Here is a 16,574-nt window from a genome sequence, read left to right as displayed (position 1 = left end):
TTATTGATCCTGATCGATATAGATCTGTTGACGATCGATGAAGTCCTGTGTGGCGTTATAACCATCAAGCATCAACATATGCTGCCGTACAGCAGTTTCAACCAGAATAGCCAGATTTCGACCGGCGGCTACCGGCAGACTCGTCTGCGGTATATCGACCCCCAGCATGGAGCGTTTCGAATGGCAACCTTCGAGGCGGTCCATTTCGTGTAGTTTCTTGTCATCGAAGTGCAGCAGGTCAATGATCAAATGCAACTCTTTGTTGGGTTTTATCGCACTGTTTCCAAACATAGCGCGGATATTGATCATCCCTAAACCGCGCACCTCCAGGAAGTCCTGCAACACTTTCGGACAGCGGCCGATAAGTGTCTTACTAGCGGATTTGTAGATCTCCGTTGCATCATCGGCGACCAGACAATGGCCCCGTGAAATCAACGCCAATGCGAGCTCGCTTTTACCGATCGCCGGATCACCGCTGAGCAATACTCCCCTACCGAGGACCTCCATGTAGACCCCGTGCACCAGCAGTTTTTCACTCACCGGTTGACTGAAGCGTTCCAACAGACGGTTTATCACCTGACTGTCGGGTTGAGGGGTATAGAAAAGCGCAATACTCCTTTCCAGTGCCTGTTCCTCACATTCCTGAAGCGGTTTCAGTCCATCGGTGAATATAAGCGATGCGGGGGAGGCCTTGAACAGTACCTGTAGATAATCATGGTAGACATTCTTTTTATCATTCAACAGATGTTCCCTTTCCGGCGGCCCGATAACCTGGATCTGATTGGGCCGAACCAGATTGAGGGGGCCCGCCGGTGGCTTTCCATGTTGAGATTCAATATCCAGAACGATCTCAGTGTCGCCCCCTTCACCATTCCAGCTCAGCGAAAGCTCGCCGGCCAGCTCTTCATAGAGATCCCGAATGGTATAGATTGGCTTCATTAAGAGGAGATTATAGCTTCCCGTTGCTGGATCAGTTGATAAAGATCTTGCGCAGTTGTCGCTTGCCTCAACTCACTGCAGAAATCGTGATTGTCAAACATCTGCGCCAGTTTGGCTAACAATTGCAGATGCTCATCGGTCGCCTCTTCCGGCACTAACATGGCGAAGGCAAGATCAACCGGTTGATTGTCGATGGCATCGAAATCGATTCCCTCCGGCAGTTGGACAAACGCCGCCAGAGCCTCTGTGATATGCGGCATGCGGGCATGGGGAAGTGCTATACCCTTGCCCAAACCGGTACTGCCCAGCCTTTCACGCTCTAGGAGCGCATCAAAAACCATATCTTGATTGAGATCTGGAACAGCCTCGGCCAGTCGCTGACCGAGCTGTTCCAATACGCGCTTCTTGCTGGCCGCCTCCACATTGCAACCGATCCGTTCTTCCACAAGATAACCGTTTGGAAACATGGAAACCTCGCCAGTTCAATCAGCCCGTATTACTCAGATGCATATTTTACGCCGCTTCCGGCGCGATGACTTTTCATTTTCTCCTTGTGCTTCAGCACCTGTCTATCCAACCTGTCCGTAAGCAGATCTATAGCTGCATACATGTCTTCCTGTACAGAATCCGCATAAACACTCGCACCGTTCACTTTCATTGTGGCTTCTGCCTTCTGCCTCATTTTTTCCACACTCAGGATAACGTGGACATTTATCACATTATCGAAATGGCGCTCCAGACGCTCAAATTTACTATCGACATAGCTTTTCAAGGCATTGGTTACATCCACATGATGACCGGTCACGCTAATTTGCATAATTTTCTCCTATCTTAGATGAGGTTACCCATCACCCTGCCTGACATGATTAAATGGCGACAAGCCACATTTACAGTATATGCTGTTAGGCAATCCTCATAAGCCTCGTGCCTGGTTGCATCCGCAAAGGGATTACTGTCAACAGCCGGTGATCAGTCGCGCATTCAACTCCTATATCAGACGTTTACGTTCGTTCGACGGTGGAATACCCATCGACTCACGGTACTTTGCCACTGTCCGGCGGGCAACTTCGATACCCTGATCGGACAAGAGGGCGGCAATCTTATTGTCACTGAGAGGCTTATTGGGAATCTCAGCGGCAATCATTTTTTTTATCAGCGCACGAATTGCTGTAGACGAGCACTCGCCTCCCGCACTGGTGCTGACATGGCTGGAAAAGAAATACTTGAACTCCAGCGTACCCCTGGGTGTATGCATATATTTCTGTGTCGTCACGCGGGATATTGTCGATTCATGCATCTCCAGCGCTTCGGCGATATCTCTCAATACCAGAGGTTTCATCGCCTCCTCTCCATGCTCAAAGAACCCCCGTTGATACTCTACGATTTTACTCGCCACGCGTAAAATAGTTTCGTTTCTGCTCATCAGGCTCTTAATGAACCAACGGGCCTCCTGCAGATGGTTCTTCAGAAAAGTATTGTCTTCACTCTGGTCCGCGCGTCTGATCAGATTGGCATAGCCGGTGTTTACCCGCAGTTTCGGGGTCACCTCGCCATTCAGCTCAACCACCCATCGACCGTTGCGCTTACTCACGAACACATCAGGTATGACATACTCAGGCTCACTGCTCGCAATGAGCGTACCCGGATGGGGATTGAGCGTACGAATCAGTTGCATCACCGCCGCCAGCTCGTCCTGATCGATCTTCAACCTACGCATGATCTGGTTCTGGTCCTGCGCGGTCAGGAGGCTGAAATGGTCCTTGCAAAGCCTGATTGCCGACTGTAGATAGGGGGTCGATTCGGACAGTTGATTCAACTGGATAAGCAGGCAGTCCTGAGGCCCCTGGGCGCCGACACCGGGTGGATCGAATGCCTGTATTCGGTGCAATACCGCCTTGACATCGTCAAGGGTCGCCTCTTCATCGTTCAGCGACTGCAGCACCTCCTCCAGATCGCCGGTGAAATAACCATCCTCGTTGATACTGTCGATGATGGCTGTGGCGACATAGATATCCTGGGGAGTGAAGGGAGTCAGATTCATCTGCCACAGCAGATGGTCTTGTAGCGTCGTGGCGCTACTGTTCTGTATCAAATAGTCGTGGTCATTGCTCTCGCCACCGCCGCCTGTCGTCGGCTGATAGCTGTCATAGACATCGCTCCATTCACTGTCGACCGGTAGTTCTTCAGTTACCTGGGATGCATCAGTCTGGATTTCACGTTCATTGTTGATGTCGTTACTGTCCGAACCCTCTGCCGCTGAATTTTCCGCCGCCCCGTTGTCAGCGTCCTCATTCTCCTGAGTGCTGTTTTGTTGACCGAACTCCTCCTCCACTTCGAGCATGGGATTGGTCTCGATTACCTCCTGAACCTCCTGACTGAGATCGAGAGCAGACAGTTGCAACAGGCGTATTGCCTGCTGCAACTGTGGTGTCATGGTGAGATGTTGTCCGAGTCGGAGCTGTAGCGCCTGCTTCATCGCAGATGATATCTTTGGACCTGGTATGTTATTTGTATGTCTTTAACTTCATTCTAGCTAAAAAAACCCACCGAGGAAAAAAATTTTCTCCCCGGAATCCCGCCGGAAAGCTAAAACCTGTCACTGCAAGCTTCCGGGATCAATCCTGGAATCCATGTGAAATCAAGGGGATGCATTACCCCCACTAAACCACCTCTACATAGAAAAATCTTCTCCAAGATAGACACTTCGCACCTCATCATTCTGAAGAATCTCATTCGTGGAGCCCTCAGCCAGCACTTGACCGCTATTGATGATATAGGCCCGATCACAGATATCCAGTGTCTCTCTAACATTATGATCCGTAATCAGAACGCCTATCTGCAGGGCCTTGAGATGTTGAATGATCTTTTTGATATCGATGACAGCGATAGGATCGACACCGGCGAAAGGCTCATCCAAAAGAATAAAGCGCGGCTGGACGGAGAGGGCCCTGGCAATCTCCAGACGCCTGCGCTCACCCCCGGAGAGGCTCATTGCCAGACTCTCCCGCAAGTGATCGATACCGAGTTCCCGCAACAGCCGGCCACACATTTCACGGCGCTTGCCGGCATCCAGATCCACCACTGTCTCCAGGATCGCAAGAATATTCTGCTCCACCGTAAGCCGCCGAAATACCGATGGCTCCTGCGCCAGATAGCCAATTCCGCTGCGCGCTCGCATATGCATGGCCCGATCGGTCAGAACCTCCCCATTGAGAAGTATCTCGCCATGATCCACCGGGATCAGACCGACGATCATATAGAAACTGGTGGTCTTACCGGCCCCATTGGGCCCCAGTAACCCGACCACTTCACCGCTGTTCACGCTGAGTGAGACGCCGTCCACGACATTGCGCTTACCATACTGCTTTTTAAGCGCCTTCGCCTGTAGCTGACTCATGGCTGCTTCTTTGGCTCGATGACAACCTGCACGCGTTGCTTACCTTGCGCGCTTGTACCCGCCTTGACCATTGCCTTGGCGCGATTGTAGATAATCCGGTCGTTGCGAAAACGGTTGCCACCCTGCTCAAGCGATGCATCATCGATCAACAGCAATTCATCACGCTCCGCGTTGATCTCCACTCGCCGGGCTTCACCATGAACCTCCCCATCCCCTTTCTCCGTCAACTGACGAAAGCGAACGGGACTCCCTTCACCAATGACCCTCTCCGTTTTGCCCTGGCGACGATGGATCCACAGCCGATCTGCCCAAATCCTCAGACTGCCCTGGGTGATCTCGACACTTCCTTCATATAGCACCACACCGGATGCCTCATCTACGGAAAGGCTGTCCGCTTCCAGATGCATGGGTTGATCCTTATCACTTTCCAACGCATGCCCGTGCGCCCAAACGATCAGCAGCAACACCAGGCAGGTCACAACGTATTTCATTCTATTGGAATTCATAATAGCCTCGCACCTCATGCAGCAGTTTGAGCCGTAGCGGCGCCTTCAGCCAGGCCTCCATACCTGTTGCAGTCATCCATTGGTCATCGCTTTTGATGCGCACCGGACCATCGGTTGTAGCAAATGAATCTTCAAAGTGCAGAGTCAAATCCTGCGTGACAATATGCAGCGGTGCCGTGTTGGCGCCGCTAGGACGATCGATAACCACACCCCCGGCAAGATGGAGACTCTCTTCACTGCGTCTGATCAGACCATCCTGCGCCCGCATCTGCAAAGGGGGGCTTTGTTGGTTGTAATGCCAGAGAATCGGTTGTTGCAGTTCGGTAATCCCGGTTTTTTCAAAATGCCTCATCCCCCGAGACTGCAGTCGCTGTTTGAGTGCACCCTGTTCATCGTAGGTTTGCACAACCAACCCCTCGGCATAAGAATCGGGATCGTGCCTAACGCCCGGCGTTCGGGTCTCTTCCGGCTGCATCAACCTATTCATCCACCAGCCCAGGCTCAGCAGCGCAGCACCTATAAAAAAGAGGCCAATTAATTGACGCTTCAAAGATAGCTATCCAACTCAGTCTTTAGATTACCCTGGGCCTCGAGCACCATCTCGCAAACATCCCTGGCGGCGCCACGCCCACCGTTGTGGCGTGTCTGCCAGTGGGCATGCTGGAGAACAAAGGGATGGGCGTCATTCACGGCGATGGCCAATCCGACACGCCGCATGATGGGCAGATCGACGACATCATCACCGACATAGGCTACCTGGTCATCCGAAAGGCCCAGTTTATTGCGCAACTCCTCATAGGCCGGCAGTTTGTCCAGCTTACCCTGATAGACATGCTCGATACCCAGACTCTCCATACGGATACGCACGACCTCAGAGCTTCGTCCGGTGATAATGCCGATTACCACACCCGATTTCTGCAACATCTTCATACCGTGACCATCCCTGGAGTTGAACGACTTATACTCCTGACCGTCGTCACCAAGAAACAGACCACCATCGGTCAGCACACCATCGACATCAAAAATGACCAGTTTCACACCGCTGGCCTTGGCATGTATATCCTGCACTTTCTCTCCCCCTCTACATCACACCGGCTCTCAGCAGATCATGCATATTGAATGCACCGATCAGTTGCTGTTCTTCATCGATAACCAGCAGGCCGTTAATCTTTTTCTCGTCCATCATCTGCAAGGCTTCTGCGGCCAGCGTCTCGGGTGAGACTGTCAGGCAGTTCCTGGTCATGACCTCACTCACCTTGACATGGTGAATATCGATAGGCTTGTTCAAGGTACGCCGCAGATCACCATCGGTATAGACTCCGGCCACTCCACCCTCCGGATCCACGATCGCGGTCATACCCAGGCCTTTGGCCGACATCACTTCCAACGCCTCATGCAATGTGGCATCGAGACCAACCGACGGCAGAGACCTGTCCGCATGCATTATATCACTGACCCGCAAAAGCAACCGCCTTCCCAGAGTGCCTCCCGGATGGGAGAGGGCGAAATCCTTGGCGGTAAAACCCCGTGCCTGCAGCAATGCAACCGCCATCGCGTCACCCATCACCAATGCCGCAGTCGTGCTTGATGTCGGGGCCAAGCCCAGGGGACAGGCCTCCTTCTGAACACTGACATCGATATGCACCTCGGATTCTCTTGCCAGCGTCGACTCAGGTTTTCCGGTCATCGCGATCAAGGGCGCACCCAGTCGCTTAAGCAGGGGCAGGATGACCAGTAACTCGCCGGTCTCCCCTGAGTTGGACAGCGCCAGGACCACATCCTGAGGAGTTATCATACCGAGATCACCGTGGCTGGCCTCACCCGGATGAACAAAAAAAGCCGGGCTGCCGGTACTGGCCAGGGTCGCAGCGATCTTATTGCCGATATGACCCGACTTGCCCATCCCGATAACGACAATCCTACCCTGGCAATGGAGAAGATAACTGCACGCCTGGGCGAATTCATCACCCAACCTGGGGATCAGCGATTGGACTGCATCAGCCTCAGTTTCGATCACAGCCCTGCCCAGATCGATCATCCGGACCATCTCGTCTTTAGTTGGATTCGTGGGTTTGGTCATTAGACAACTCACTCACATAAGGTTTGAAACATCCATAGATCAGGCATTCACCAGTGATACAAAGAGCAGAGACTGATAGCCAATGAAGCAGAGCAGCAGGAGTAATCCCTCCAGACGGTTGATACGCCCCTGTTTACCCAGACCGTGCCCCATAAAAAAGAGAAACATGGTAAGCACCATCATCACCGGAAGATCACGCTCCATGACCTCAGGCGAATAGGTTCCCGGCGCCACCAAGCCCGGGATACTCAGTACCGCCAGCAGATTATAGAGATTGGAACCGATGACATTGCCGATGGCGAGGTCATCCTCCCCTTTCAGAGCACTGGTGATACTGGCAGCCAACTCAGGCAGGCTGGTGCCGATGGCAACGATGGTCAAACCGATGATGACATCGCTGACGCCCAGTGCAGATGCCACATTTGAGGCGCCCCATACAAGCAGTCGGGAACTCAATAGCAGAAATATCAACCCTCCCAAAAGCAGGACAATCGCCTTTTGGGTAGGTATATCGTGCGGAATCTCCGCATCAAACTCTCCGGCGATGGGGTCCGCAGCCCCGGTCTTGGCGGTATAGATCATCCACCCCAGCACTGCCACCAGGGTCACGACCAGGATTACCCCATCGAGCTGGTTCAGTTCACCATCCCACATCAAAAGAAAAGCCATCGCCGAGACCGCCAGCAGTAACGGATACTCACGTCTCAAGACACTGGAGTGGACGGAAAGGGGGATTACCAGGGCAGTGAAACCGAGTATCAGCCCGATGTTGGCGATATTGGAGCCGATGGCATTGCCGATAGCGAGGCCCGGGTTGCCGTTGAAGGACGCCATGGTAGAAACCAGCACTTCGGGCGCTGAAGTGCCAAAACCGACAACAGTGAGTCCTATCAGCATAGGTGAGACACCCAGATTATCTGCCAGGGCAGCCGCCCCACTGATAAACCGGTCGGCACTCCAAACGAGTACAACCAAGCCGACAAGTATCGCAACACTGAAAAGAAACATAAAAATATTTATTTAATATTCAATATGATACAAAAGCCAGGGGCTGAATGAATGTATCTCTTCGCTGTCATTAGCTGGCTATTGATCGGCTACTGGGGAGCTGAGGGCAAAGATAATAACAGAAAGACACGGCGATTGGCTTGACAAGAATCTTAGTATATTAGATAATTCACACATACTGATGCATTGAGCGTCAGTATTCCTCCTTTGGTGGTAAATATAGATTCAGCGCGACATCCCCCTGTCGCGCTTTTTTTTGCCTTACGCCCGGTCATCGTCGAGAACCGACACGCCTTCGACTCAGGCCTAAATATCTTGGATTAGGTCTTGTCTCCAATTCCTGGATCATGTAATATCCGCCGTCTTTTTCAAGGCATTTTTAGTTCTCCATCGGAGCGACATCGGATGACTACTGTAAGCGCGAAGCCGGCAGAGGTACGCCGCAATTGGTATCTCGTGGATGCAACAGACAAGACCCTCGGTCGTCTGTCCACGGAAATTGCCCGTCACCTGCGCGGTAAACATAAACCGGAATATACACCTCACGTCGATACCGGCGACTATATCGTCGTTGTCAACGCCGAAAAGATTCGTGTAACCGGTAACAAATTGAGCGACAAGATGTACCATCATCACACCGGTTTCATCGGCAATCTGAAATCAATCAATCTGGAGAAGCTGCTGCAGAAGGCCCCGGAACGCGCCATAGAACACGCGGTCAAGGGCATGATGCCGAAAAACCCGCTGGGCCGCGCCATGTTGAAAAAACTGCGTGTCTTCGCCGGTCCCGAGCACACCCATCAGGCCCAGCAGCCCCAGCCGCTGGACATCTGATCATTTAAATAGAGTAACGAGCATGGCAGACAAGCACATCACCACAGGACGCCGTAAGAGTTCAACCGCCCGCGTCTTCCTGACCGCAGGCAGCGGCAACATCGTGGTCAATAACCGTCCCCTCGACGAGTACTTCGGCCGGGAGACAGCCCGCATGGTGGTTCGCCAACCTCTGGATGCCACCGAAACCCGTGACAAGGTCGATATCAAAGTGACGGTCAACGGCGGCGGCACCACCGGCCAGGCAGGCGCCATTCGCCATGGCATCTCGCGCGCCCTGGACGCCTACGACGAATCCCTGCACGGCACCCTGCGCAGAGCAGGCTTCCTGACCCGCGACGCCCGCGCCGTGGAGCGTAAGAAGGTCGGCCTGCACAAGGCCCGCAAGCGTCCTCAATACTCCAAACGCTAAGCCTAGGGCTCTCACGAGCCTGCAACTGGGGATTCGTCTAACGGCAGGACACCGGACTCTGACTCCGTATGTGGAGGTTCGAATCCTCCATCCCCAGCCAATACAGAACCCGCCATGTGCGGGTTTTTTGGTGCCTGTAACAGAATCCTCTAGATGGAGGATGAGAAGCTCAACCGAGGTTCGACGACTGAGCAAAGCGAAGGCGAACAGCGAATAGCTGGCCCCGAAGGGGTGAGGCCCGACGGGCCGAATAATCCTCCATCCCCAGCCAATATAGAACCCGCCAGGATTCCCATTATTATATTCCCTCCCTTGCAGGGCGGGTCAGCAAGGGCGCTCAGCAGGTAATCACCATTGACCTGAACCGCCGGCGCCCTAATTTTGCAACATAGCTCTTAGTAGAGATAAACCGCCCCGGCGTAGGGACTGGTATCATCTTCCTGATCGGCGCTGTCCCCCGAATTCTCGAATGGGGCGCCTACAACCAGGGTTGTCCCATCACTGGAGATGCTCAGGCTATCGCCGAACTCATCGTTTAATTCGGGACAGAATGAGCAACCCGGCTGTGGCCATCCCGCATCCGTATTCGAGGCCTTGACATAGGAGTGCTGGAACCAGCCAGTGTCGCCGCGTGTAAACATATAGACCGCACCTGGCGGAGAGGTCGCGCTGTCGTCTGCCTGGTTGCGGTTGACGCCCTGACCGACAGAGTCCTCAAAAGCCGCGCTCACAGCCAGGCTGTCCCCGTCCCCGGAAAGGGCCACTTTATTGCCAAAACCGTCGTTTGGATCGGCATTCGATGCCTTGAAGTATGCGGTTTGCGTCCATACATTGGCCTGACGCTCGAACAGATAGGCTGCACCGGAATTCTCCCTGCCATTGTTGGAGAAGCTGCCATTGACTCCGAAGGCCAATGAATCCTCTTTCCAGACACCCACGGCCAGGGTATTGCCGTCCGCGGAGATTGACACGTCGTTGCCGAATTCATCACCGCTGTCGGTTGCCGATGCCTTGAGATAGGCCTGCTGCGTCCAGCTAGCGCCGTCATAAGCGAATACATAGGCCGCACCGGCTCCCCGCGCGTCGTTGTTCGATTGATCGCCATTAATGCCGGTTGCGGATGAATCTTCTCCCGGAGCGCCGATTGCAAGCGTCGAGCCGTTACCGGAGAGTTCCAGGGCGGCGCCGAACTCGTCCGGACCCTCGCCACTGGCTACCTCGAGGATCGCCTGCTGAGCCCAACCACTGCCACCCTGGTTGAACACGAAGACACCTCCTCCGCTGACCGCCAACCTCGTCCCACTGCTGGAGAGCGATACCTGTTTACCGAAATTGGCGCCTGACACAGGTGCGGATGCCTTGATATAGGCCTGCTGGGCCCACGCCGAGCCGGAAAGGCTGAAGACATACACCGCTCCGGATCTCGACAAGGAGTTAAAGGAGTTATCTGCCTGGTTGCCGTCTATGCCCGAAGCGGCCGAGTCCTCGAACAGCGCACCGACGGCCAGTGTTTGCCCATCATCAGAGAGCGACACGGCAGAACCGAATTTGTCACCGGCTTCGGCGTTGGACGCCTTGATGTATGTCTGTTGACTCCAACTGTCGCCATCTCGACTAAACAGATAGACCGCGCCGGAACTCGTTGCCATCTCGGTATCGACGACCGGGTCACCATCTATCCCTGTCGCTGTGGAGTCCTCTTCGGGCGCGCCTATCGCCAGCGTTGAGCCATCACCGGAAATTGCGACACTGCTGCCGAACTGATCCTCTGAACCAATGAATGAGGGCTTGAGATAGCCGATCACATCAAGTATCAGCGAGAAGGCTGTGACAGGTGTTGAATCGGCGCAATCCTCACTGGCGCTGCAGGCCTGAACCATGTAGCTGGCATTCACCCAGTCGGTCAGATGGACAGAGATCACCGCGTCCACAGTGGTCGCCGTGATGTTGTCACCCACCTGGCTGAAGCCGGAGATCCCATCCGGATTGTACAACAACCGGTAGTGATCAACCCCCACGTCGTTCCAGCTGAATCGCAACAGCTTGGGCCCCGCCACGCTGACACTCGCGGTGAGATCCGCGTCGGGCGGGCAGCTGATCTGGACGTCGGTTACAGTGGCCCCGTTAAGCGTTCCAGTCCCATTCACCACTGTACACGTCTGGCCAGTGGGTTGGGTGGCGATCGTCACCGAATAGGCATTGCCATCCTCCAGCTGGGTGGCAAAACTGAATTCACCGCTGGCCGTGATCGTAAGATCGTCACCGCCGTTGTTTTGCAACACCAGGCCATCACCCGCCAGACCACTGACGCTGCCGCCAATGCTGAAGAATCCGGTATTGTCGGTACAGGTGATGGTGATATTGGTGACGTCAGCAGCGGCAATTGTACCGCTGCCATTAGCCACCGCACAGCTTTGCTCGGCGGGCTGGGTAGCGATGGTTACCGCGTATGTGCTGCCGTCGCTCAGCTCAACGGTAAAACTGAAACTGCCGTCACTGTTTGGCGACAGATCATCACCGCCGTTATTCCGCAATACCAGTCCGCTGCCCGTCAGCCCCGTAATGGTGCCGCTGATTGTATAGGTGGTGCCAATCGTGTCTCCATCATCACTACTGCTACCGCCACCACCGCCGCAGGCGGTAAGCAACAACAGTTGCATCAAAATTACTGCTTTGGCCGCCCATATCAGATATCGATTCATACCAGGTTCCTGTATCCGTTTTAACTGTACGGTCTTGACGATAAGACCATATATAGCATCGTCAACTATCTCAGTAACTTGATACGTTTTCTACGATAGGTGGGTGGTAAATGATCTGAATAGTGGTGCCGTCGGGATCGAAACAGTAAAAACTGCGAGCTCCGTCACGGTGTGTGCGCGGCGCATTGCGCATCCTCACCCCGGCCGCCAGAAGATAGTCGTACCAGGCATCCACCTGATCGGGATCGGAGAGGAAGAAACCGATGTGGTCGAGGCGTTGTGCAGCCTCGTCCAGATACTCCGCCGCTGCCTTGTGCAGGGCGAGGTTGTCCGATCCCGATGTAAGATAGAGATTGTCCTGATCCGGCCGCCATTCGACCTCCATTCCCAGCAGCTCGACGTAGAAGTGCTCGCTGGCGTCCATGTCCCTGATATTCAGGGCGACATGGCGCATGCCGAGATGTTGCGACGGCTGTTTCATGAGAGTACCTCGTTCAGGGCCTGTTCCCAGGTCTCCCGGTCGCAGGCGCGTTGCACCACCAACGGCAGGGCCACTGCACCATGGGCCAGTAACTCTTCGTGTAACGAACGGAGAGTGGACCCCGGCCTTTGCTCGAGCTGCCGCTGGCAGAGATGCTCAATCAATTCGGCCCCCAACAGGGCCATGAAGGCGTCCGTCGGACGCCTTGAGATTGCCGTCAGGCTGACTTCCGCCCAGCAGGGTATGTCAGAAAGCCGTTTCAGCCTTTCCAGGGCCTGACGGCTGTTGATCTCACCGGCATGAAACTCCAGATCTATCGTCGCCTGTTCGGCCAGGGCCAGACGTCTCTGATAGAGCGACAGACGATCATTTTCGGTAAAGTAACCATGCCCCTCCAGGATTCGGCTCATGTAGTGGGCCCAACCCCTTTTGAAAGCGGCGGAGGGATTGATCTGACGCACCAGACTGTGTGCCGAGACCCCACCGGCCCAAGCCAGATAGTGACGCCCCGCCCAACCGCTGTAGAGATTGCGCATTCGAATGGCGGAACGGCTCTCGCCACCCCCGACCTGTTGATCATGGGGTATCAGAAAGACCCCTCCCTGTTGCGTGCGCAGATAGCTGCCGCAATCAGGTTGCCTGAAGCAGCTGTCGGTAATACGGAATGCCAGAGGTTGTGGGGAGTCGGGCAGGATTTCGAGCCGCTGCAGGAATGACCTTAGACCAGCCGCCTCCTCCCGGTAGGCCTGCAATCTGTTGTCACCGTTGAGCTGCTCGCCTTTGACCTGTTTTACAGCCTGTAGCGAAATCCCCTGCCTTTCCAGCTCTTCGTAGGTCTGGTGCAATCGCCTGCGGGCATAGGCCAGGGCATCTTCTACCCTGATATCGATCTGATCGCGGTGACGCAACAGCCAGGCGAGCAGTTCCTTTCCGCAATCGGCGGTTCCCGAGGCTGACGGGGTCAGATCTTTGATCATTGCCAGCTTGAAATCATCCACGGCTTCCGCTGCCTGGCTGCTGAGGGACTGCAAACGTCCCTTGTCGGCACAGCATTCATGGGTCTGTGGAAGATCCCTGCCAAGCCGTTTCAGCCAGGGCACGCCCTTCTCCGCCGTCTCCAGGGCATCGGCCAACCACAGGGTGGAGACCAGTCCAGGAAGTTCTCCCAGCCGCCCTCTGGCATCCCGCAGGTAGTTGGGGGTCTTCTCCAATACTCCCATCAGGGCCTCGCACAACTTCTCCGGCTGGCGCACTACCAGCTCCTGGAGCAGATGCAATGGGAGATAGCGGGCGGGATCCCGATGGCGCCAGTCATGCTCGAGCAGTAAACGGTGCTCAACCATTGCAGTACCGTAGATCAGCTGTAGATCAAGCTGACGATCCGCATCCAGGGCGTCATAGTCCAGTTCCTTGAGGCTCACCAGAAGATTACTGATCAAGTTTGCCAGCGCACCCATATCGTCATCCCCATCGGCTGCCAGCAGCCCCTCGTAGCCCGGCACCGATGCATAGACAGCCGCCACCGGATGAAAACGGAACCAGACCCTGTAGTAGTCTGCGATCAGACTATCAAAGGCGGCGGCCTCATTATTGCTCATCGCGGATCTCATAGTCGTGGGTGATCTCGGCGCTCTTTCCAAGCATCAGGGATGCAGAACAGTATTTCTCAGCACTTAGCGAGATGGCGCGTGCCACATGCTTTTCGCTAAGCCCCTTGCCGGTGACGATGAAATGGGCATGGATTCGGGTGAATACCTTGGGATCCTGCTGTGCCCGCTCTGCTTCGAGCTCCACCACACAACGGGTCACCTGTTGGCGGGATTTGCGTAAAATCGACAACACATCGAATTCGGTACACCCCCCCATGCCAAGCAGCAGCATTTCCATCGGCCTGACGCCCAGATTGCGGCCACCATGCTCTGGCGGACCGTCCATCACAATCCCATGACCACTCCCGGACTCCCCCATCATGACAGAATCCTCCACCCACACGACCCGTGCTTTCATCAGCTGCTCCAGTTATCTACCCTGAAGCCAGCAAAGATGCGACACCGGGGATAGATGATTAGTATGAATTGCGTTAAATTAATGAACTATTGTTTTTGTTAAACTATGCGTCTATTGAATATACTGAAGGTTGTACATTCGACAAGTTGAAAAGGGTTGCTAAACTAGATCCTAAACTCTTTTTAGAGACGACGACAATAAAACTACGGAAGAGGGCTCAGATTTTACTGCGATGAAGATCACCTGAAGCTGCCGACAGGCAGATAGCTGGATCATTCTGCAGGCTGATCTCTCCCCACAACAGCTAAGAGTCCCAAGATCATGACGATCATAAAACCACCACCGCAGGAACCAGAGTATCTACAGCGATTCCTCTCCTTTTGTCATCGCCGACGATACCCCAAGAATACCGAGATTATTCATATCGGTGATCCGGCGGATATCCTCTATTACATCACGGAAGGCTCGGTAGCTGTCTACATCGAAGATGAAGACGGTCGGGAGATTATTCTCACCTACCTCAACAAAGGACAATTTGTCGGCGAGATGGGTCTTTTCATCCCCGAACCCAAGCGCAGTGTGATGGTTCGCACGCGTACATCCTGTCAGATAGCGGAGATCAGCTATCAGCGACTGGAACAGCTCTTCAACCACGATCTCAAGGATTATACCAAAGACATCCTCTATGCCATGGGGGCGCAGCTGTCACAGCGTCTCAATCAGACCAGCAACAAGGTCGGGCATTTGGCCTTTTTCGATGTGACCGGTCGTATCGCCAGAACGCTGCTCGATCTGTGCAAGGAGCCGGACGCCATGACTCATCCCGACGGTATGCAGATCCGCATTACCCGTCAGGAGATCGGCCGTATCGTCGGTTGTTCCCGTGAGATGGCAGGCAGGGTACTGAAGAACCTGGAAGAGCAGGGGCTGATCAGCGTAAAGGGCAAGACCATCGTCGTCTTCGGCACCCGCTGAACACGGGCCCCGCAAATCCCCCGGCAGCACAGGTACCTGCTACCGGGGCGGCGGATGCCGCTTAACAATCCCGACCCGCGCATCTCATTCAGCATTTCCGGCGACAGTCCGATGTCGCGGACAACAGAGCAGATGATCGTTCACCATCCCCACTGCCTGCATAAAGGCATAACAGATCGTGCTGCCGACAAAGCGAAATCCGCGTCGTTTGAGCTCCTTACTCATCGCATCGGAAAGTGGTGTGGAAGCCGGCACCTCCTGCAGGCTGCGCCAACGGTTCTGAATCGGCTCACCATCCACGAACGACCAGAGCAGCCTGGCCAATCCCTCCCCCGACTCCAGTTCCAACACGGCTCTGGCATTATCGATCGTCGAAGCTACTTTGAGCCGGTTACGCACGATACCCGGATCCGCGAGTAACCTCGCCACATCTGCGTCGTCATAGCGAGCAATCCGCGCCACATCAAAATCATGGAAAGCGCGACGATACCCCTCACGTTTACGCAGTATGGTCAACCAGGAGAGGCCGGCCTGGGCACCCTCCAAAACAAGCATTTCGAAAAGGTGGCGCGGATCATGGGAGGGAACACCCCACTCCACATCGTGGTATTGCATATATTCTTCATCCCCCAGACACCATGGACACCGTTTATCGCCGCTCATTCCTCTTCTCCGGCATCAGGTCCAATCCAGAATTGGGGCACATGGGCCACTTCCCACAGGAAACCGTCCGGATCGGCAAAGTAACCGGAGTATCCGCCCCAAAAGGTCTCCTGGGCCGGTTTCATCAACCGTGCACCGACGCTCAATGCCTCTGACATCACCCTATCCACCGCCTCCCGGCTGGTTACGTTGTGGGCCAGGGTGAAACCGGGAAAACCGGAACCCTCGCCGGAAACACTGGCATCATCCGCCAGGGCCTGTTTCGGATAGAGCGCCAACCAACTACCCTGCAGCTGAAAAAAGGCAACCGCTTGGCTGTCGAAATCGAAACGCGTTAAACCGAGAGCCTCATAAAACCCGATGGATCGTTTCAGGTCCTTTACCCCCAGAGTGATGAGATTGATTCTTGGTTCCATAGTCACACTACTCCCGGGTGGTAAGCTAGGGCCTGTTAACACTAATCCAATACACCCTGCTGGGGCTGTTTTTGTGTCCAGCAAGGCAGAATGAGCGAGGTGTAGTTATGCTACATGAGCGAATGATAACGCCGCTGGGCGCAAAAACAGCCCC

Annotated in this window: 19 protein-coding genes, 1 tRNA gene and 1 other RNA gene; 5 read left to right on the top strand and 16 right to left on the bottom strand. The window is 54.5% G+C overall.

Going from position 1 to position 16,574, the window contains the following annotated elements; all coding sequences use genetic code 11:
- The 10 genes from hprK to CODIS_RS08135 form a co-directional block, all read right to left on the bottom strand.
- Positions 1 to 939, bottom strand: a complete 939-nt coding sequence (hprK, locus tag CODIS_RS08180) for an HPr(Ser) kinase/phosphatase (RefSeq protein ID WP_069123763.1) — start codon at positions 937 to 939, stop codon at positions 1 to 3.
- Complete coding sequence (gene ptsN / locus CODIS_RS08175; protein ID WP_069123760.1) at positions 939 to 1,406, bottom strand: PTS IIA-like nitrogen regulatory protein PtsN; 468 nt, start codon at positions 1,404 to 1,406, stop codon at positions 939 to 941. The genes hprK and ptsN overlap by 1 nt, the downstream gene beginning before the upstream one ends.
- 29 nt (positions 1,407 to 1,435) lie before the next feature.
- Positions 1,436 to 1,756, bottom strand: coding sequence for a ribosome hibernation-promoting factor, HPF/YfiA family (gene hpf, locus CODIS_RS08170; protein ID WP_069123757.1), 321 nt, complete (start codon positions 1,754 to 1,756; stop codon positions 1,436 to 1,438).
- Between the two features lie 171 nt (positions 1,757 to 1,927).
- Positions 1,928 to 3,415 (bottom strand): RNA polymerase factor sigma-54, encoded by a 1,488-nt coding sequence (locus tag CODIS_RS08165; RefSeq protein ID WP_069123754.1) that lies wholly within the window; start codon positions 3,413 to 3,415, stop codon positions 1,928 to 1,930.
- A 195-nt stretch (positions 3,416 to 3,610) separates the two neighbouring features.
- Positions 3,611 to 4,336: an LPS export ABC transporter ATP-binding protein gene (lptB, locus tag CODIS_RS08160; protein ID WP_069123751.1), complete on the bottom strand. Its 726-nt coding sequence runs from the start codon at positions 4,334 to 4,336 to the stop codon at positions 3,611 to 3,613.
- Positions 4,333 to 4,827, bottom strand: a complete 495-nt coding sequence (gene lptA / locus CODIS_RS08155) for a lipopolysaccharide transport periplasmic protein LptA (RefSeq protein WP_235615156.1) — start codon at positions 4,825 to 4,827, stop codon at positions 4,333 to 4,335. The genes lptB and lptA overlap by 4 nt, the downstream gene beginning before the upstream one ends.
- Position 4,828: 1 nt before the next feature.
- Entirely contained in the window at positions 4,829 to 5,392 is a 564-nt protein-coding gene (gene lptC, locus CODIS_RS08150) for an LPS export ABC transporter periplasmic protein LptC (RefSeq protein WP_069123745.1), read from the bottom strand.
- Positions 5,389 to 5,910, bottom strand: a complete 522-nt coding sequence (gene kdsC, locus CODIS_RS08145; protein ID WP_069123743.1) for a 3-deoxy-manno-octulosonate-8-phosphatase KdsC — start codon at positions 5,908 to 5,910, stop codon at positions 5,389 to 5,391. Before kdsC ends, lptC begins: the two co-directional genes overlap by 4 nt.
- 13 nt (positions 5,911 to 5,923) lie before the next feature.
- Positions 5,924 to 6,922 carry a KpsF/GutQ family sugar-phosphate isomerase gene (locus CODIS_RS08140; protein ID WP_069123740.1) on the bottom strand — a complete coding sequence of 333 codons (999 nt, stop codon included), beginning with the start codon at positions 6,920 to 6,922 and terminating at the stop codon, positions 5,924 to 5,926.
- A 39-nt stretch (positions 6,923 to 6,961) separates the two neighbouring features.
- Positions 6,962 to 7,930 (bottom strand): calcium/sodium antiporter, encoded by a 969-nt coding sequence (locus CODIS_RS08135; RefSeq protein WP_069123736.1) that lies wholly within the window; start codon positions 7,928 to 7,930, stop codon positions 6,962 to 6,964.
- 405 nt (positions 7,931 to 8,335) lie between these two features.
- Here CODIS_RS08135 and rplM point away from each other — a divergent pair, with 405 nt between their 5' ends.
- The 4 genes from rplM to CODIS_RS08115 all read left to right on the top strand — a co-directional run bounded on the left by rplM (position 8,336) and on the right by CODIS_RS08115 (position 9,447).
- Complete coding sequence (rplM, locus tag CODIS_RS08130; RefSeq protein WP_069123733.1) at positions 8,336 to 8,764, top strand: 50S ribosomal protein L13; 429 nt, start codon at positions 8,336 to 8,338, stop codon at positions 8,762 to 8,764.
- A 22-nt stretch (positions 8,765 to 8,786) separates the two neighbouring features.
- Positions 8,787 to 9,176 (top strand): 30S ribosomal protein S9, encoded by a 390-nt coding sequence (gene rpsI / locus CODIS_RS08125; RefSeq protein ID WP_069123729.1) that lies wholly within the window; start codon positions 8,787 to 8,789, stop codon positions 9,174 to 9,176.
- A 26-nt stretch (positions 9,177 to 9,202) separates the two neighbouring features.
- A tRNA-Gln gene (locus tag CODIS_RS08120) sits at positions 9,203 to 9,276 on the top strand.
- A gap of 39 nt (positions 9,277 to 9,315) precedes the next feature.
- Positions 9,316 to 9,447: non-coding RNA, RtT sRNA (locus tag CODIS_RS08115), on the top strand.
- A gap of 124 nt (positions 9,448 to 9,571) precedes the next feature.
- Here the strand turns inward: CODIS_RS08115 and CODIS_RS08110 are convergent.
- The 4 genes from CODIS_RS08110 to CODIS_RS08095 form a co-directional block, all read right to left on the bottom strand.
- Positions 9,572 to 11,878 carry a hypothetical protein gene (locus CODIS_RS08110; protein ID WP_069123720.1) on the bottom strand — a complete coding sequence of 769 codons (2,307 nt, stop codon included), beginning with the start codon at positions 11,876 to 11,878 and terminating at the stop codon, positions 9,572 to 9,574.
- Positions 11,879 to 11,948: 70 nt separating this feature from the next.
- Positions 11,949 to 12,359, bottom strand: coding sequence for a VOC family protein (locus CODIS_RS08105; RefSeq protein ID WP_069123717.1), 411 nt, complete (start codon positions 12,357 to 12,359; stop codon positions 11,949 to 11,951).
- Positions 12,356 to 13,957, bottom strand: coding sequence for a DUF885 family protein (locus tag CODIS_RS08100; protein WP_069123713.1), 1,602 nt, complete (start codon positions 13,955 to 13,957; stop codon positions 12,356 to 12,358). The genes CODIS_RS08105 and CODIS_RS08100 overlap by 4 nt, the downstream gene beginning before the upstream one ends.
- Positions 13,947 to 14,366, bottom strand: a complete 420-nt coding sequence (locus CODIS_RS08095; protein ID WP_069123710.1) for an OsmC family protein — start codon at positions 14,364 to 14,366, stop codon at positions 13,947 to 13,949. The genes CODIS_RS08100 and CODIS_RS08095 overlap by 11 nt, the downstream gene beginning before the upstream one ends.
- 321 nt (positions 14,367 to 14,687) lie before the next feature.
- Between CODIS_RS08095 and crp the strand changes: the two genes are divergently transcribed.
- Positions 14,688 to 15,341 (top strand): cAMP-activated global transcriptional regulator CRP, encoded by a 654-nt coding sequence (crp, locus tag CODIS_RS08090; protein WP_069123708.1) that lies wholly within the window; start codon positions 14,688 to 14,690, stop codon positions 15,339 to 15,341.
- An 84-nt stretch (positions 15,342 to 15,425) separates the two neighbouring features.
- Here crp and CODIS_RS08085 read toward each other — a convergent pair whose 3' ends face one another.
- Together CODIS_RS08085 and CODIS_RS08080 are read right to left on the bottom strand one after the other, a co-directional pair.
- Positions 15,426 to 16,004, bottom strand: coding sequence for a DNA-3-methyladenine glycosylase I (locus CODIS_RS08085; protein ID WP_069123705.1), 579 nt, complete (start codon positions 16,002 to 16,004; stop codon positions 15,426 to 15,428).
- Positions 16,001 to 16,420, bottom strand: coding sequence for a VOC family protein (locus CODIS_RS08080; protein ID WP_069123702.1), 420 nt, complete (start codon positions 16,418 to 16,420; stop codon positions 16,001 to 16,003). The genes CODIS_RS08085 and CODIS_RS08080 overlap by 4 nt, the downstream gene beginning before the upstream one ends.
- Between the last annotated feature and the right edge of the window lie 154 nt (positions 16,421 to 16,574).

It is taken from the genome of Candidatus Thiodiazotropha endolucinida (genome assembly GCF_001715975.1).
GTDB classification, from domain to species: domain Bacteria; phylum Pseudomonadota; class Gammaproteobacteria; order Chromatiales; family Chromatiaceae; genus Thiodiazotropha; species Thiodiazotropha endolucinida.
This window is presented reverse-complemented; position numbering and strand designations above follow the sequence as displayed.

Coding starts and splice junctions, on each gene's coding strand:
- hprK (WP_069123763.1), bottom strand. CDS start 939: ATGAAGCCAATCTATACCATTCGGGATCTCTATGAAGAGCTGGCCGGC.
- ptsN (WP_069123760.1), bottom strand. CDS start 1,406: ATGTTTCCAAACGGTTATCTTGTGGAAGAACGGATCGGTTGCAATGTG.
- hpf (WP_069123757.1), bottom strand. CDS start 1,756: ATGCAAATTAGCGTGACCGGTCATCATGTGGATGTAACCAATGCCTTG.
- CODIS_RS08165 (WP_069123754.1), bottom strand. CDS start 3,415: ATGAAGCAGGCGCTACAGCTCCGACTCGGACAACATCTCACCATGACA.
- lptB (WP_069123751.1), bottom strand. CDS start 4,336: ATGAGTCAGCTACAGGCGAAGGCGCTTAAAAAGCAGTATGGTAAGCGC.
- lptA (WP_235615156.1), bottom strand. CDS start 4,827: ATGAAATACGTTGTGACCTGCCTGGTGTTGCTGCTGATCGTTTGGGCG.
- CODIS_RS08140 (WP_069123740.1), bottom strand. CDS start 6,922: ATGACCAAACCCACGAATCCAACTAAAGACGAGATGGTCCGGATGATC.
- CODIS_RS08135 (WP_069123736.1), bottom strand. CDS start 7,930: ATGTTTCTTTTCAGTGTTGCGATACTTGTCGGCTTGGTTGTACTCGTT.
- rplM (WP_069123733.1), top strand. CDS start 8,336: ATGACTACTGTAAGCGCGAAGCCGGCAGAGGTACGCCGCAATTGGTAT.
- rpsI (WP_069123729.1), top strand. CDS start 8,787: ATGGCAGACAAGCACATCACCACAGGACGCCGTAAGAGTTCAACCGCC.
- CODIS_RS08110 (WP_069123720.1), bottom strand. CDS start 11,878: ATGAATCGATATCTGATATGGGCGGCCAAAGCAGTAATTTTGATGCAA.
- CODIS_RS08105 (WP_069123717.1), bottom strand. CDS start 12,359: ATGAAACAGCCGTCGCAACATCTCGGCATGCGCCATGTCGCCCTGAAT.
- CODIS_RS08100 (WP_069123713.1), bottom strand. CDS start 13,957: ATGAGCAATAATGAGGCCGCCGCCTTTGATAGTCTGATCGCAGACTAC.
- CODIS_RS08095 (WP_069123710.1), bottom strand. CDS start 14,366: ATGAAAGCACGGGTCGTGTGGGTGGAGGATTCTGTCATGATGGGGGAG.
- crp (WP_069123708.1), top strand. CDS start 14,688: ATGACGATCATAAAACCACCACCGCAGGAACCAGAGTATCTACAGCGA.
- CODIS_RS08085 (WP_069123705.1), bottom strand. CDS start 16,004: ATGAGCGGCGATAAACGGTGTCCATGGTGTCTGGGGGATGAAGAATAT.
- CODIS_RS08080 (WP_069123702.1), bottom strand. CDS start 16,420: ATGGAACCAAGAATCAATCTCATCACTCTGGGGGTAAAGGACCTGAAA.